Source organism: Nonomuraea sp. NPDC049421 (assembly GCF_040677005.1).
Taxonomy (GTDB): Bacteria; Actinomycetota; Actinomycetes; order Streptosporangiales; family Streptosporangiaceae; genus Nonomuraea; species Nonomuraea salmonea.
The window spans coordinates 73,097-87,535 of record NZ_JBFAQA010000031.1 but is presented as its reverse complement, the minus strand read 5'-3'; the positions used below and the strand labels follow the sequence as shown (position 1 = coordinate 87,535).

Below are 14,439 nucleotides of genomic sequence, written 5' to 3'. Positions count from 1 at the left end.
GAACCAAGCGAGCGCTAGGCCGAGGCGCGGTGGGAGGCCGTTCATGGTGCGAGTGAGGTCGGCAGCCCTGGTGCTGGTGCTGTTCGCCACCGGATGTGCGGCCCAGCAGCAGGGCGGCGCCGCGGGCGGGGGCGCGGCCGGTGTGACGGACACGACGATCACGGTCGGTGGCGTGCTGACCAAGACCAGCGCCAGCGGGTACTCCACCAAGGACGCCGAGCTGGGCGCCAAGGCCAGGTTCGAGCGGGCCAACGCGGAGGGCGGGGTGCACGGCCGCACGATCGAGTTCCTCGGCGCGGAGGACGACGGTCAGGACGCCGCCAAGGGGGACGCGGCGGCCAAAAAGCTCGTGCAGAAGGACTCGGTGTTCGCCCTCGTTCCCGTGCATGCGCCCAACTTCGGCGGGGCCGCCTTCCTTGAGCGGCAGGGCGTGCCGTGGTTCGGCTGGGCGACGGGCCCGCAGTGGTGCGGCACGAAGACCGGATTCGGCTACAACGGCTGCCTGGCGCCCAAGCAGGGCGCGGGCTCCCAGACGTGGTGGGGCCGCCAGATGGCCGACCTGCTCGGCGGCGCCGAGGGCAAGAGCGTGTACGTCCAGACCTCCGACTCCAGCGGCAGCAAGTACGGCGGCACGACCATCTCCCAGTCGTTCACCGCGGCCGGGTTCGCGCTGGCCGGCGTGAACTCGGGCCTGCCGGCCGCCGCACCCCCGCCCGACTGGCTCCCGTACGTCAACAAGATCATGACCTCGGACGACGGCGGGCCGCCCGACGTCGTGGTGTCGGTGATCGCCGGCACCAAGTTCAACGTCGGCCTGTACTCGGCGCTCAAGCGGGCCGGCTACCAGGGCGTGCTCACCGACGCCACCAGCTACGACGCCGCCATACTCAAGGACCCCGCCAGCGCGAAGGCCCTGGAGGGCGTGATCGCGGCGCCCATGTTCGAGCCCTTCGAGTCGGACGCCCCCGAGGTCGCAAGGCTCCGGCAGGACGTCGAGAAGGTCGCGCCGGGCGCCGAGCTGACCCAGCACCTCGCCATCGGCTACTGGGCCGCCGACATCTTCCTCGACCTGCTGGACAAGACCGGCAAGGAGCTGACCAGGGAACGCTTCCTCGCCACCGCCAACGGCTCCTACGTCTACGAGAACCCCGGTTTCGGCCGCATCGAGTATCCGAAGGACCACAGCGAGCCCAACGGCTGCGGCGCCCTGGTCAAGCTGGAGGGCGGCGCCTTCCAGGTGGCGAGGAACATGCGCTGCTTCGACAACGTGCCGCTGAAATGATCGCCTACGTCCTCAGCGGCCTGGTCACCGGCGCGGTCTTCGCGGTCATGGGGGCGGGCCTGACGCTCTCGTACGCCGCCACCGGCGTGTTCAACTTCGCCCACGGTGCCATCGGCTTCCTGACCGCCCTGCTGTTCTACGAGCTGACCCAGGCCGGCGTGCCCGCGCTGCCGTCGGCCCTGGTGGCGGTGGCGCTGTTCGCGCCCGCGCTCGGATACGCCCTGCACAAGGCCATGTTCAGGGGTCTCGCCCAGGCGGGGGAGACCGCGCAGATCGTGGCCACCATCGGCCTCACGATCGCCTTGCCCGCGGCGGGCCTGCTGGTGGTGGACGTGGCCGGGCTGCCCTCCGCCGACGCGACCGCCCTGCCGCGCGGCGTCGGGCCGCACCCGGCCGTGGACGTCGAGGTGTTCGCCGTGCGGCTGGACAGCGACCAGCTCATCACGTTCCTGTGCTCGGCGCTGGCGGCGGCCGGGTTGTGGGCGTTCATGCGGCACACCCCGTACGGGCTGCGCATGCGCGCCTGCGTGGACCGGCGGCGGCTGGCCACGCTGCGCGGCATCGACGCCGGCGCGGCATCGACGCTGGCTTGGACGCTCTCCTCAGGGCTCGCCGGGCTGGCCGGGGTGCTGGCGGTGCCGGTGCTGGGGCTGGACGCGACGGCGTACACGGTGCTGCTGTTCGCCTCGGCGACGGCGGCGGTGTTCGGGCGGCTGCGTTCGATCCCGTGGACGTTCGCGGCCGGGCTGGCTCTCGGCGTGATCCAGAACCTGGTGGCCGGCTACACCGATTTCCTCGAAGAGGTGACCGGGCTGCGTACGGCGGTGCCGGTGATCCTGCTGTTCGCCGGGCTCGTGCTGCTCAACAGGGCCCGTGACCGGGTCGCGGGCAGCGCGGCCGAGGACGCGCCGCCGCCCGACCACCTGGCCGGGCTGCCGCCGTGGCGGCGCCGCCTGCCGTGGGCGCTGGGCGCGCTCGCGCTGGCCGTCTTCGCCTTCGCGGGTCCCGTCTACTACGTGAGCGTGGCCGCGCAGGGCCTGGTGCTGGCGCTGATCTTCTGCTCGTTCGTGATCGTCACCGGCATCGGCGGCATGGTGAGCCTGGCCCAGGCCGCCTTCGCCGCCATGGCCGCGCTGACCTGCGGCTGGGCGTTCACCTCTGGGCTGCCGTTCGCCGCCGCGATCGTGCTCGGCGTGCTGGCAGCGGCGGCGGCCGGGATGCTGGTGGCGCTGCCCGCGCTGCGGCTCGGCGGCCGGGTGCTGACGCTGGCGACGCTGGCCATGGCGCTGCTGGCCGACCAGGTGCTGTTCCAGGTGGACGCGTTCAGCAACGGCACGATCGGCTGGGCGCTGCCGGCGCTCGGGTTCGGCTTCGCCGACACCTCGGATCCGCGCGTGCGGGTGGTGCTGCTGCTCGCGCTCATCGGGGCCGTGGCGCTGCTGGTCCGCAACCTCGAACGGTCGGCGTCGGGGCGGGCGATCCTGGCCGTGCGCTCGGCTCCCGCCGCGGCCGTCACGTCGGGGCTGTCGGCGCCGCGTACCAAGATCGTGCTGTTCGTGCTGGCGTCGGCGGTCGCGGGGCTGGGCGGGGTGCTGTTCGCGATCTCCAAGGGCTCCATCACGGCGACCGACCTGCCGGCCTTCTCCGGGTTCGTCTGGCTGGCCATCGTCGTCCTGCAGGGCGTGCGGCGGATCGGCGGCGCCGTGCTGGGCGGGCTCGTCGCCGTCGCCGTGCCCGAGCTGCTGGCCGTCTGGGACCTGTCCGCGCACGTCGGCGCGATCCTGTTCGGGCTCGGCGGCGTCATCCTGGCCAAGCACCCCGACGGCGTGCTCACCCAGATGGCCGGGCTGCGGCACAGGAGACGGGAGCGCCCCGAGCCCGCGATACGGGCCGAGCCGGCCGTGCGAAAGCGGCGGCTGTTCACGCTGGAAGGCGTCGTCGCCGGATACGCCGACACCACCGTGCTGCGCGGCGTGGACCTGACGGTCGGACCCGGCGAGGTGGTCGCGCTGCTCGGCGCGAACGGCGCGGGCAAGTCCACCACCTGCGCCGTCGCGGCCGGCGACCTGCCCGTGAGCGCGGGCCGGGTGCTGCTCGACGGCCGTGACGTCACCGCCTGGCCCGCCCATCGCAGGGCCCGCGCGGGGATCCTGCTCGCGCCCGAGGGCAGGGGCGTCTTCCCCGGGCTGACCGTGGAGGAGAACCTGCGCACCTGGCTGCCCGACCCCGAGCCGGTCTTCGCGCGGCTGCCGCACCTCGGCGAGCGCCGCCACGTTCCGGCCGGCGCCCTGTCCGGCGGCGAGCAGCAGCTGCTCACGCTCGCTCCCGCGCTCATCAGGCCGCCGCGCGTGCTCGTCGCCGACGAGCCGTCGCTGGGGCTCGCGCCCATGGTGGTGCGGCAGGTATTCGAGGTCTTCGCCGAGTTGCGGGCGCGCGGGGTCGCGCTGCTGCTGGTCGAGGAGAAGGCCACCGAGGCGCTGGCGATCGCCGACCGGGTGGCGTTCATGCGGCTCGGCCGCGTCACCTGGTCGGGACCGCGAGCCGAGGTGGACGGCGAGCGGCTCACCGCCGCCTACCTGGGGGTGCGCTGATCATGCTGGCGGTGGACGGGGTGTCGGTCGCCTTCGGCGGCGTCAAGGCGCTGGACCAGGTGTCGTTCGAGGTCGACGAGGGGGTCGTGTGCGGCGTGATCGGGCCGAACGGGGCCGGCAAGACCACCCTGTTCGACGTCGTGTCCGGGCTGCGCAGGCCGGTCGAGGGCCGGGTCCGCGTCGATGGGCGGGACGTGACCGGGCTGCCGCCGGTCCGGCGGGCCAGGGCGGGGGTACGCCGCACGTTCCAGCGCACGCAGGTGTTCGGCCGGCTCACGGTCGAGGACAACGTGCTGGCCGCGCTCGACTGGCACGGCGGCGGTGGCGGGCTGGCCGCCGACCTCGTCGGCCTGCCGGCCCGGCGGCGGCTCGAACGCGACCGGCGCGAGCGCGTCGCCGAGGTGCTGGAGCTGTGCGGGCTCGCCGGGCAGCGCGCCGCGTACGCCGCCGCGCTGCCCGTCGGCGGGCGGCGCCTGGTCGAGCTGGCCAGGGCGCTGGCCGACCGGCCCAGGCTGCTGCTGCTCGACGAGCCCACCTCCGGGCTCGACGCCGCCCAGACCGCCCGCCTGGCCGAGGTCGTCAGGAGCCTGGAGACCACGGTGCTGCTGGTCGAGCACGACATGGGGTTCGTCATGGACGTCTGCGACCGGATCGTCGTGCTCGACCTCGGCCGGGTCATCGCCGCTGGGCCGCCCGCCGAGATCCGCGAGGACCCCGTCGTCCGGGTGGCCTACCTGGGATGACTCAGGAGTGGCGCTCGGTGAAGTCGAGGATGCGCCGCCAGGAGTCCTGGCAGACCTCGGTCCACTCCGTGTACGAGCGGTCGAAGTACGAGTGCGGCGCGCCCGGATAGACGTGCTTCTCGTACGGGGTGCCGGTCCGGTCGAGCGCGGCCTCGTACGCGGCGGACTGCTCGCGCGACGTGGCCCGGTCGGCGCCGCCCAGCAGCATGAGCAGCGGCGAGCCTGGCCCCGACTCGGGCGGCTCCACGAAGCGCAGGGTGGGGTAGAAGCCGATGCCGCCCGCCAGTCCGTTGCCCTCGGCGGCCTGCCGCAACGACTGCGCGCCGCCCAGACAGAACCCCACGGTGAACACCGGCCCGTCCAGCGCCTGCGTGGCCGCCAGCGCGTCGGCCCTGACGTGGTCGCTGGTGAGCTGGTCGACGTGGGGACGGAACGTGAAGTCGTCGCCGCGGTCGCCGAGGCCCGCCGTGCGGCCGAAGTAGTCGATCGCGATCGTCCGGAACCCCGCCTCGGCGAACCGGACCGTGAGGTCCCGGTAGTAGGGGTGCAGCCCGCGGATGTCCGGCAGGATCACCATGCCGCGGCCGTTCGGCTCGGCGGGTTCGGCCCGGTAGGCGAGGAAGCGGTTGCCGTCGGCGGCGGTCAGCTCGATCTGCTCGTGCGCGGCCACCTCGCCCCGCACGGGTGGGGCGGGCGGCCTGCTGTCGGTGGAGTGGCACATGATGATCAGCATGCCGGACGGCGGCGGCTTCGTCGCGCACCCGGGGCGGCCGTTCGCCGAACGGCGGGGACGCGGGGGGCAATCTCCGCCGCATGGCGGTTGTGCGACGATGACCGGGAATTCCACGATGTCAGCAGAGACAGCACCGCTGCGGAAGGAACAGCCCATGGCGCATCACCCCAACCTGGACGCCGAGCTGCGTGCCGGGGTCGAGCAGGCCGCGCAGATGCCGTCGATCGACTTCGCTTCGCTGACGTACGAGGCGCTGGCCGAGCATCGGGCCGAGCTCAACGCCATGCTGGCCGCGGCGCCGAGGCCGGAGACGGAGGTCTCCATCGAGGACAGGATGGTGCCGGGACCCGCGGGAGCGCCGGACGTACGAGTGCGCGTCTACCGGCCCGCCGGGGCGGGCGAGAGCCGGCCCGCGCTCTACTGGATCCACGGCGGCGGCATGATCATCGGCAGGCCCGAGATGGACGACGAGATGATCGTCCGCTACGTCGAACGGCTCGGCCTGGTCGCCGTCTCCGTCGACTACCGGCTCGCCCCCGAACACCCCCACCCCGCGCCCGTCGAGGACTGCTACGCGGGCCTCGCCTGGACCGCCAAGAACGCCGCCGAGCTGGGCATCGACCCGGCCCGCCTGGCCGTGGGCGGGGCCAGCGCGGGCGGCGGGCTGGCCGCCGCCACCGTGCTGCTGGCCAGGGACCGCGGCGGCCCCGACATCGCCTTCCAGCTGCTGATCTGCCCCATGCTCGACGACCGCAACGTCACGCCGTCCAGCCACGCCTTCGCCGACGCCGTGGTGTGGCCCAGGTCGGCCAACCTGTACGGCTGGAAGGCGCTGCTCGGCGACCGGGCGGGCACCGACGACGTGCCCCCTTACGCCGCTCCCGCCCGCGCCACCGACCTGTCCGGGCTGCCGCCGGCGTTCGTGGACGTGGGGGAGCTCGAGGTGTTCAGGGACGAGTGCATCGACTACGCGCAGCGGCTGGCCCAGGCCGGGGTCTCGACCGAGTTCCACCTGTTTCCCGGGGCCTTCCACGGGTTCGACATGATGGTGCCGGACGCCGAGCTGAGCCGGCGGGCGCGGGCGGCCAGGGGGGCGGCGCTCAAGCGCGCCTTCGGTATCTGACCACGTCTTCTTGAAGGGGCACCTGCCTGGTCTTCCGGCGGGTGCCCCTTTGTGTGGAAATGATGGTGGCTGGGCGTACATAGAGGTAGGTGTCCGTGTCAATCGTCTGCTGAGGAGATCTGCCATGGGGACCGCCTGTGGATGACGAGCGGCTGGCCCGGTTCGAGGCCGCCTATGACCTGGCGTACGGCAAGATCACCGCCTACGCCGTACGCCGCTGCGACTCCCCTCAGGACGCCGCCGACGTCGTGGCGGAGACGTTCACCATCGCCTGGCGGCGGGTGTCGGAGCTGCCGGACGGCCCCGAGGTCGTGCCCTGGCTGTACGGCGTGGCGCGCAAGGTGCTGGCCAACCACTTCCGCGGCGACAACCGCCGCCGGGCCCGCACCGCCGTGCTGGACGCCGAGCTCGCCGACCTCTACGGGCACTCCCCGGACACCGAGGTCGAGCTGGACGCGATCGGGCGGGCCTTCAGGAGCCTGCCAGACGACGACAGGGAGCTGCTGGCCCTGGTCGCCTGGGAGGGCCTGGAGCGCGAGGAGATCGCGCGGGCGCTGGGGCTGTCCCGCAACGCCGTACGGATCCGGGTGTACCGGGCCCGCAAACGGCTGTCCCGGGCACTCGCCGATGCCGGCGTGCACGTGGAAGGCCGGCTCGCTCTGGTGGAACGGTCGCAGGGAGGAGCGCTGTGAGGAACATCGACGAGATCGAGGCGATCAAGCCGCTGGCCAGGGTCGCACCCGGTGCCCTCGGTGGTGAGCCGTCCGGTGCGGGGGCGCGGGCGCTGCTGGCCGAGATCACCGCGCGGGAGCCGGACCCGGTGCGGCGACCCCCGCGCTCGTTCAAGCGGCCGTTGCTCGGCCTGGCGGCGGCCGTCGCGCTCGCCGCGGGTGTCGTCGTGGTGCCGAGCGTGCTGCGCGGTGGTGCGCCCAGCTCGTACGCCGTGGACATGCAGGACGGGATGGTGACGATCCAGATCCGCGACTTCGACGACGCCGCCGGTCTGGAGCGGCGGTTGCGCGAGCTGGACGTGCCCGCGATGGTGGACTTCGTCCCCCAGGGCATGATGTGCCGGGAACCGCGTGGCAAGTACGTGGAGAACATCCCCCGTGGCATCTACAGCCTGCCGGAGAACATCCCCGGTGAGCGGGAGGGCTGGCAGATGCGGATCAACACGAAGCTGTTCCGGCCAGGCCAGACGCTCGTGTGGAGCATCAGCGGCAAGGGCGGCACGACCACCACGTACCTGATGGAGGGCCCGATCGCGCCCTGCGAGCCCGTCCCCGCGCCCACGCCCTCGTACAGGGAGCCGGAGTTCCGCGTCGCCACCGACAAGGGCCGCTCCCTGGAGGGCCTGCGCGTGGACGAGAAGACCGTCGGCGAGGTCCTCCCCGAGCTGCGCAGGCGCGGCAAGAAGGTCGTCTTCGCGGTCATCTCCGTGCCGCCGGGGAACCCCGGAGGGTACGGCATCGTGCGCACCCAGGAGGAGCCTGTCGGCGACGACTGGGTGGTCTGGGAGGCCGAGGAGAACGCCAAGGGGATGATCCGGCTGCTCGTGACCGAGCACCGGCTGGACAAGAACCCCGTCTACGGCGGTCCCAGGGACGCGCTCATCCCGGACTGAGCGGCCTGCCTCAGCCCGGGGCGGCTCCGGCGTCGGCGAGCAGGCGGACCAGGGCAAGGGCCAGGTGGGCGCGCAGGCGGCCGGGCGGGTCGGCGGGCGAGAAGCCCAGCACGCTCTCCGCCCGTGCCACCCTGGCGGCCAGCGAGCTGTGGTGCGGGTGCAGGGCCGCCGCCGCGCCCCTGATGACGCGCACCGCGCTCTCGGCGTCGGCGTCGAGCGTGGACAGGCGCAGCAGCAGTCCCTGCACGACGTCAGCCTAGCCTGGCCAGTGTACCAAGCGTGCGCTAGGTTGGTTAGCGTGGATCTCGACTTCTCCCCGGCCGAGCGGGACTTCCGCGCCGAGGTTCGCGAGTGGCTGAGCGCGCACGTCCCCGATCGCCTCCCGTCCATGGACACCCCCGAGGGCTTCGCCGCCCACCGGGCCTGGGAGGCGGAGCTGGCCGCCGCCCGGCTGTCCGTCGTCTCCTGGCCCGAGGAGTACGGCGGCAGGGGCGCCTCCCTCGTCGAATGGCTGATCTTCGAGGAGGAGTACTGGGCCGCCGGCGCCCCCGCCCGCGTCACCCAGAACGGCATCTTCCTCCTGGGCCCTTCGCTCATGCGGTTCGGCACCGGGGAGCAGCGGCGGCGCTGGCTGCCCGGCATGGCCTCCGGCGAGCAGGTGTGGGCCCAGGCGTGGTCGGAGCCCGAGGCGGGCAGCGACCTGGCCGCGCTCACCTCCAGGGCCGAGCCCGTGCCCGGCGGCTGGCGCCTGTACGGACACAAGACGTGGAGCTCGCGCGCCGCGTACGCCACCCACGGGTTCGGCCTCTTCCGCACCTCGGGCGAACGCCACCGCGGCCTCACCTACTTCCTGTTCCCCCTGCCCGACGTCGCCGTCCGGCCCATCGCCCAGCTCGACGGCCTGCCGGGCTTCGCCGAGCTGCACTTCGACGGCGTGTACGTGCCCGGCTCCCTCGTGCTCGGCCGGCCAGGCGACGGCTGGCGCATCGCCATGGCCACCACCTCGTCGGAACGCGGCCTCACCCTGCGCAGCCCTGGCCGCTTCCTCGCCACCGCCGACCGGCTCGTCGCCCTCGCCGCCGGCGCCGACCCGGCGCTCGCCGACAGGGCCGCGCGGTGCTGGGTGGAGGCGGAGGCGTACCGGCTGCACACGTACGCGACCGCGCGCAGGATCGCGGCAGGAGAGGAGATCGGGGCCGAGGCCAGCCTGGGCAAGCTCTTCTGGTCCGAGCTCGACCTGCGCATGCACGCCCTCGCACTCGACCTGCTCGGCGACCGGGCGGGGGCGGAGGGGTGGCTCGACGGGTTCCTGTTCGCGCAGGCGGGGCCGATCTACGCGGGCACGAACGAGATCCAGCGCACGATCGTCGCAGAACGCCTCCTCGGACTCCCTCGAAGATGATGGATGCCGCTTTCAGCGCCGATCAGCTCGCTCTGGCCGCGAACGTACGGGATGTGCTGCGTGCGCACTGCCCGCCCGCCGCGCTGCGCAGCGAGCGGCGGCCCGGGTGGAAGCAGCTCGCCGGGCTGGGGTTCTTCCAGGTGTTGTCGCCCGAGGAGGCCGGCGGGCTGGGGCTGCGGCTGATCGACGTGGTGCCCGCGCTTGAGGAGACCGGGCGGGCCTGCCTGCCGGGGCCGGTCGTGGAGACCGCCGTGGTGGGGGCGTACCTGCTGGGCGGCGCTGAGCCGGTGACCGTGGCGGTGCTGCCGCCCGGGCAGGCTTACGCGGCTGATGCCGATCTCGCCGATCTGATCGTGGTCGTGCGGGACGGCGCGGCCCGGTCGTTTCCCGCCGCGTCCGTGTGCCTCAGCCCACGTCCCGGGCCCGATCCGGGCCGGCCGCTGTTCGAGGTGACCACCGGGACGCCGGGTGAGCCGCTCGGCGGAGACGTGCGGGCGGCGCTGCGTGCCGGTGTCGTGGCGACCGCCGCGCAGCTCGTCGGGGTGGCCAGGCATCTGTTGTCCACCACCGTCGACTACGCCGGGGCCCGCACCCAGTTCGGGGCTCCGATCGGGTCGTTCCAGGCCGTCAAGCACCAGCTCGCCGACGTGGCGGTGGCGGTCGAGTTCGCCGCACCGCTGGTGTGGCGGGCGGCGGTGACGGCGGACAAGGCGCTGCCGAGCGCGGACCGGGACGCGAGCGCCGCCAAGGCCGCCGCGGGTGCGGCCGCCACGCTCGCGGCCAGGACGGCGCTGCAGGTGCACGGCGCGATCGGCTACACCGACGAGCTGGACCTGCGGTTCTGGCTGGCCCGCGCGTGGTCCCTGTCCAGTGCGTACGGCACCACCGCCCACCACCGCGAACGCCTGCGCGCCGCCATCGTCGACGGCTCCCCTCGGAGGTACCCGTGAAGTTCGGCGTCCCGCTCGGGCTGCTGCATCCCGCCGCGTGGAAGGACGTGGCGGTGGCGGCCGACGAGCTGGGGTTCGAGTCGGTGTGGCTGCCCGAGCACCTCGTCTTCACCACCGACCTGTCCACCGCTCACTACCCGGGCGCCACCTCGCCGGGGATCAAGCCGGGGACGCCGCTGTTCGACGCGCCCGCGTACCTGTGCTGGCTGGCCGCCCTCACCTCGCACGTCAAGCTCGGCACCGCCGTGCAGCTGCTCGCCCTGCGCCACCCCTTCGCCTCCGCCCGCGCCTTCGCCACCTTGGACGTGGTCTCCGCCGGGCGGGCCGTCTGCGGGGTCGGGGCGGGCTGGTATCGGGGGGAGTGGGACGCGGCGGGGGTGCCGTTCGAGAGCAGGGGGGCGCGGCTGGACGAGGCCATCGAGGTCGTACGGCGGTTGTGGAGCGAGCCGGTGGTCGCCCATAGCGGGAGGTTCTACTCCTTTCCCGAGGTCGCCTTCGAGCCCAAGCCCGTGCAGCCGCGCCTGCCCGTGCTCGCCGGCGGGGAGTCGGACGCTGCTTTGCGGCGGGCGGCGCTGCTGTGCGACGGGTGGATCAGCATGCCGCACACGCCCGCCTCGATCCGGCCCCGCCTCGCCGCCCTCGCGCGGCTGCGTGAAGGGGTGCCGGTGACGGCTCATGCGTACGAGCTGGGGTCTCCTGACGAGGTCGCCGAGTGGGCGGGGCTCGGGGTCGAGCGGCTCATCGTACGTCCCTGGACCCGCAGCCGCGACGCGGTTGCCCACCTGACGCGGTTCGCCACCGCCTACGGCCTCACACGCCCGCCGCCCCCGACCTGACCGCCACCAGCTTTGGCCTCACGCGCCCGTCGGTTCGGCCTGACCGCCCGCATGGGGTGGTCAGGCGCGGTGACGGCCGGCGGTGCCGGCGGTCAGCTCGTCCTCCGGGCGGGTGCGGCGGTGGCGGCGGCCCCTGGGCGGGGCGTCGGTGTAGGGGAACGCCGGGTGCTCGTCCGATGAGCGGCGACGGCGGCGGCCACGGTAGGTGGTCGCGGGCTCCGAGACGGTGAGCAGGCCGCCGGACCGCGCGGGCGGCGCGAAGGCGTCGAACGTGCTGGTCGCGCCGGGGATGACGATGCGCTCGAACGGGCTCGTGTCGACCACCCGGTCCAGGGGGCCGGTGTCGAGCACGACCTCCAGCGGACCCGTGTCGTCCGTGAACCGGTAGCGGGACCTGTCGAAGTCCGGCTCGTAGGGCGGGGCCAGGAAGGCGGGCTCGTAAGGGGCCGCGTCGTGGGACTCGCGGGCTGCGGTGCCGTGGGGATCGTAAGGTCCCCACCCGGTGGTGCTGCGGGACTCGCGCGGCCCCGCAGCGGCGGCGTCACGGCGGTCCTGGAACCCGTGCGGGGCGCTACGGGGCTCGTCGGCTCCCCAAGCGGCGGCGTTGCGGCGGTCCTGGAACCCGTGCGGGGCGCTACGGGGCTCGTCGGCTCCCCAGACGGTCGGGGCGCGGTGGTCGTGGGAGCCCTGGGCGGTGGCCGGGCCGTGCGGGGTGGTGTCGGTGGTCAGGTCGAAGGGGCGGATCTCCAAGGGGAGCCTGCGGTGCCTGGCGTGGCGGGCGCCGTGCCTCAGCGTGTCGCGGGCCGCCTCCCTCGCGGCGGCTTCCCTGGCGGCGGCATGGCGGGCGGCCTCCCGCGCGGCGGCCTCCTTGGTAGCGGCGTGGCGCGCGGCCTGCCGGGCGGCGAGTTCCCTCGCGGCGGCCCGCTGCGCGGCCTCACGTGCGGCGGCTTCTCGGGCCGCAGCCTCACGGACGGCCGCTTCCCTGGCCGCAGCCTCACGTGCGGCTGCTTCGCGTGCGCCGGCCTCACGTGCGGCTGCTTCGCGTGCGCCGGCCTCACGTGCCCCGGCCTCACGTGCGCCGGCCTGACGCGCGTCCAGCTCGTGGGCGGTCGCCTCGTGGCCGGCCGTTTCGTTTGCGGTGGCCTCGCGTGCGGTGGCCTCGCGTGCGGCGATGCGGCGGGCGGCTTCCCGGGCGGCGGCGTGCTGGGCGGCTTCCTTGGCGGCCGCTTCTCTTGCGGCGGCGTGGTGGGCGGCCTCGCGTGCGGCGGCGTCCTTCGCTGCGGCGTGGCGGGCGGCGTTCCTGGAGGCCGCATGGCGGGCCCTGCCTCTGGAGGCGGCGTGCCGGGCCGAGTCCCTGCCGGCCGGACGGCGGGAACCGTCCCCCGCGTTCTTTGCCCCCGTTCGGCGGGAACCGTCCCACGCGTCCCCGGCGGCCGCCGAACCACCGTGCAGGCCGGTGTCCGCGGAGTGGCCGTCCGAGCCGAAGCCGGCGCGCACGCCGGAGGAGGGGGCGTCGAAAGCGTCGGGCCAGGGGGTGCCGTCGAAGGAGATCGACCGGGGACCGAAGGTGGCGCGGCCGGTGGCCGGCCTGGCCGTGGGGTCGGTGGATTCCGGGAGGGGCCAGGCCATCGTGGTCGAGGCCGCGCTTGCGGTCGCCGGGGTGGCGGTGGAGGCCGTTGCGGGGGTGAGGGTGCGGAGGGCGGCGGCGGTGGCGAGGCGTTCCGGGGTCTCCCGGAGGTCCACGGTGGTGCGGCGGTCGGCCGTCGCCAGGACGGGGGCCGTCCTGCCGCGCCGGCGGCGGCCCTTCGCGCGGGACGGGCGGGGCGGCCTGGCCGGTGCGGCGGCCGCGGCGGCGGCCGAGCGCTGGCGGCGGGTCTTGGCCACGGCGAGCAGTGTCAGCGCGGCGATCAGCGTCGAGCCGACCAGCGTCGGGGTGTTGACGACGGGCAGCGGCCCGGTGGCGGAGGCGTCGGTGTGGGACGGGAGGGGCTCGCTGGTCGCCGCCTCGGTGTCGGCCGTGGTGGGCTTGGCGTGCTTGCCCTTCTTCGCGGGGGCTCCGTTGGCGGCGCCGGTGGAGGCGCCGACCTGGGGTTCGGCCGGGGCCGACGCGGTGGGGGCGGGGCGGGCGGCGGAGTCGCCCGTTCCCGTACGGGACTTGGCCGTCTCCTTCGAGGAGGACTTGGACGTCTTCGCCGGGGCGTCCGCGTGCGCGTCCGAGGACGAGGACGAGGAGCGCGGAGCGCCGTGGGGGTCGGACTGGGCCTGCTCCGGGGTCTGGCCCTCGGTCTGGCCGGTCGCTCCCTCGTCGGTCTGGCCCGGCGTCAGGGACTGGATGCGGTCACCGGACAGCGGCACCTGAGCGGAGCGGCCGTCGTCGCCCCGGGGGATCTGCGAGGTGAGCGACTGCTCGGGAAGCTGGATCGTGCCAACCTCGCTTCCCGGTTTCCCGGCCTCCTTGAGCGCCTCCTGGGCCTCTTTCTGCGCCTTCTTCCTGGCCTTCTTGTCGAGCCGTTCCTTGACCCGGTGCGGGTAGCCGTAACCGACGACCTTGCTCGTGTCGCGTTCCTTGCGCTTGGCGACGCCGCCGTCGATGTTGCCCTCGATGGTGTGGATCCGGCCGCCCGCGACTTTGGTCACGACCCCGACGTGGTCGATCCTGTCGATGTCGTCCGAGCCGCTCCAGTCGTAGAAGACCAGCGCCCCGACCTCGGGCTTCTTCCCCCACGCGCCCTGCTTCTTGAACCACTTCGCGTGCTCGACGGTCCAGGCGAACTGGCCGACCCAGTCCTCGTAGCCGAGCTTGTGCGCGGCCCATGAGAGGTACATGTCGCACCACGGCGCGGAACTGTAGTCGGCGTCGAACTCGATGTTCTTGCCGTACCAGGCGCCGAACTTGGTGTACGAGCCCGACTTCTCGGAGTAGCCGATCTGGCTCTCGAGCAGTTCTATGAACTTCTGGATCTCTGGCGTCATGGAAGTGTGGGGGAACCTTCCGGGCAAGACCGGGTTTGACCCACCAGCCATGGGTAAAGGGGGTAACCCGGGACTGGTGTGACAAAACCGGAGGCCTGTCGTCTTCCGTGATGAGTGAGGTTATCGTGTCGTGACCTTAGCTCAAGCACGCACCCTGGGGGCAAGGGCCCTCACGGGGTAGA

At 73.7% G+C, this 14,439-nt stretch carries 12 protein-coding genes; 9 read left to right on the top strand and 3 right to left on the bottom strand.

All coding sequences use genetic code 11. The annotated features are described in order from the left end of the window. The first annotated feature begins 43 nt into the window (after nucleotides 1-43). Genes AB0K18_RS39595 through AB0K18_RS39585 form a run of 3 tightly spaced genes read left to right on the top strand, consistent with a single transcriptional unit; the run spans nucleotide 44 to nucleotide 4,616 of the window. Nucleotides 44-1,282: an ABC transporter substrate-binding protein gene (locus tag AB0K18_RS39595; RefSeq protein WP_364925561.1), complete on the top strand. Its 1,239-nt coding sequence runs from the start codon at nucleotides 44-46 to the stop codon at nucleotides 1,280-1,282. Continuing rightward, complete coding sequence (locus AB0K18_RS39590; RefSeq protein WP_364925558.1) at nucleotides 1,279-3,873, top strand: ATP-binding cassette domain-containing protein; 2,595 nt, start codon at nucleotides 1,279-1,281, stop codon at nucleotides 3,871-3,873. Before AB0K18_RS39595 ends, AB0K18_RS39590 begins: the two co-directional genes overlap by 4 nt. A 2-nt stretch (nucleotides 3,874-3,875) precedes the next feature. Next, complete coding sequence (locus tag AB0K18_RS39585) at nucleotides 3,876-4,616, top strand: ABC transporter ATP-binding protein (protein ID WP_364925556.1); 741 nt, start codon at nucleotides 3,876-3,878, stop codon at nucleotides 4,614-4,616. Nucleotide 4,617: 1 nt separating this feature from the next. On the opposite strand, the gene AB0K18_RS39580 is transcribed toward AB0K18_RS39585, so the two are convergent. Further along, complete coding sequence (locus AB0K18_RS39580; protein ID WP_364925553.1) at nucleotides 4,618-5,337, bottom strand: dienelactone hydrolase family protein; 720 nt, start codon at nucleotides 5,335-5,337, stop codon at nucleotides 4,618-4,620. Nucleotides 5,338-5,503: 166 nt separating this feature from the next. Here AB0K18_RS39580 and AB0K18_RS39575 point away from each other — a divergent pair, with 166 nt between their 5' ends. From AB0K18_RS39575 to AB0K18_RS39565, 3 genes are all read left to right on the top strand, one after another. Then, on the top strand, nucleotides 5,504-6,472 hold the full coding sequence (locus tag AB0K18_RS39575) for an alpha/beta hydrolase (RefSeq protein WP_364925550.1): 969 nt from the start codon (nucleotides 5,504-5,506) through the stop codon (nucleotides 6,470-6,472). 137 nt (nucleotides 6,473-6,609) lie between these two features. Continuing rightward, nucleotides 6,610-7,164, top strand: coding sequence for an RNA polymerase sigma factor (locus tag AB0K18_RS39570; RefSeq protein ID WP_364925547.1), 555 nt, complete (start codon nucleotides 6,610-6,612; stop codon nucleotides 7,162-7,164). Then, nucleotides 7,161-8,096, top strand: coding sequence for a hypothetical protein (locus AB0K18_RS39565; protein WP_364925544.1), 936 nt, complete (start codon nucleotides 7,161-7,163; stop codon nucleotides 8,094-8,096). The genes AB0K18_RS39570 and AB0K18_RS39565 overlap by 4 nt, the downstream gene beginning before the upstream one ends. A gap of 10 nt (nucleotides 8,097-8,106) precedes the next feature. Here the strand turns inward: AB0K18_RS39565 and AB0K18_RS39560 are convergent, their stop codons facing one another. Next, entirely contained in the window at nucleotides 8,107-8,343 is a 237-nt protein-coding gene (locus tag AB0K18_RS39560) for a helix-turn-helix domain-containing protein (RefSeq protein ID WP_364925541.1), read from the bottom strand. Between the two features lie 51 nt (nucleotides 8,344-8,394). Here AB0K18_RS39560 and AB0K18_RS39555 point away from each other — a divergent pair, with 51 nt between their 5' ends. Genes AB0K18_RS39555 through AB0K18_RS39545 form a run of 3 tightly spaced genes read left to right on the top strand, consistent with a single transcriptional unit; the run spans nucleotide 8,395 to nucleotide 11,284 of the window. Further along, nucleotides 8,395-9,498, top strand: coding sequence for an acyl-CoA dehydrogenase family protein (locus tag AB0K18_RS39555; protein ID WP_364925538.1), 1,104 nt, complete (start codon nucleotides 8,395-8,397; stop codon nucleotides 9,496-9,498). Next, nucleotides 9,495-10,448, top strand: a complete 954-nt coding sequence (locus tag AB0K18_RS39550) for an acyl-CoA dehydrogenase (protein ID WP_364925534.1) — start codon at nucleotides 9,495-9,497, stop codon at nucleotides 10,446-10,448. The genes AB0K18_RS39555 and AB0K18_RS39550 overlap by 4 nt, the downstream gene beginning before the upstream one ends. Continuing rightward, complete coding sequence (locus AB0K18_RS39545) at nucleotides 10,445-11,284, top strand: TIGR03619 family F420-dependent LLM class oxidoreductase (protein WP_364925531.1); 840 nt, start codon at nucleotides 10,445-10,447, stop codon at nucleotides 11,282-11,284. Before AB0K18_RS39550 ends, AB0K18_RS39545 begins: the two co-directional genes overlap by 4 nt. A 60-nt stretch (nucleotides 11,285-11,344) precedes the next feature. On the opposite strand, the gene AB0K18_RS39540 is transcribed toward AB0K18_RS39545, so the two are convergent. Next, entirely contained in the window at nucleotides 11,345-14,257 is a 2,913-nt protein-coding gene (locus AB0K18_RS39540) for a CHAP domain-containing protein (protein ID WP_364925529.1), read from the bottom strand. Nucleotides 14,258-14,439 lie beyond the last annotated feature (182 nt).

Coding starts and splice junctions, on each gene's coding strand:
- AB0K18_RS39550 (WP_364925534.1), top strand. CDS start 9,495: ATGATGGATGCCGCTTTCAGCGCCGATCAGCTCGCTCTGGCCGCGAAC.
- AB0K18_RS39580 (WP_364925553.1), bottom strand. CDS start 5,337: ATGTGCCACTCCACCGACAGCAGGCCGCCCGCCCCACCCGTGCGGGGC.
- AB0K18_RS39575 (WP_364925550.1), top strand. CDS start 5,504: ATGGCGCATCACCCCAACCTGGACGCCGAGCTGCGTGCCGGGGTCGAG.
- AB0K18_RS39585 (WP_364925556.1), top strand. CDS start 3,876: ATGCTGGCGGTGGACGGGGTGTCGGTCGCCTTCGGCGGCGTCAAGGCG.
- AB0K18_RS39590 (WP_364925558.1), top strand. CDS start 1,279: ATGATCGCCTACGTCCTCAGCGGCCTGGTCACCGGCGCGGTCTTCGCG.
- AB0K18_RS39595 (WP_364925561.1), top strand. CDS start 44: ATGGTGCGAGTGAGGTCGGCAGCCCTGGTGCTGGTGCTGTTCGCCACC.
- AB0K18_RS39540 (WP_364925529.1), bottom strand. CDS start 14,257: ATGACGCCAGAGATCCAGAAGTTCATAGAACTGCTCGAGAGCCAGATC.